Source organism: Roseovarius sp. A46 (genome assembly GCF_004126395.1).
Lineage (GTDB): Bacteria > Pseudomonadota > Alphaproteobacteria > Rhodobacterales > Rhodobacteraceae > Roseovarius > Roseovarius nitratireducens.
The window spans coordinates 1-242 of the sequence record NZ_PVWS01000116.1 but is presented as its reverse complement, the minus strand read 5'-3'; the positions used below and the strand labels follow the sequence as shown (position 1 = coordinate 242).

The window sequence follows — 242 nt, the reverse complement described above, 5'->3', positions numbered from 1 at the left end:
TTCGCAGGCGCAAACTGACGCCACAGGAGCGTGCCCGGAACGTTGAAATCGGCGTCACACGCGGGCGGGTGGAGGCGATTTTTGGCCACTGGAAGCGGCACTGGGGCCTGCGCCGAACCCGGTTCCTGGGGGGTGCCAAAATGCAAGTCCTGACCCGTCTTGCGGCCATTGGCTGGAACCTGTGGAAAGGCGCAGGCTTCAAGGCGAGATACGGCTGATAACCCGGCTCCCTCACCAATCTC

At 63.2% G+C, this 242-nt stretch carries 1 protein-coding gene; it reads left to right on the top strand.

The genetic code is table 11. The annotated features are described in order from the left end of the window. Positions 1-218 (top strand): transposase (locus C6W92_RS17580; RefSeq protein ID WP_164989306.1); only part of this gene is annotated, 218 nt, incomplete at its 5' end. Between the last annotated feature and the right edge of the window lie 24 nt (positions 219-242).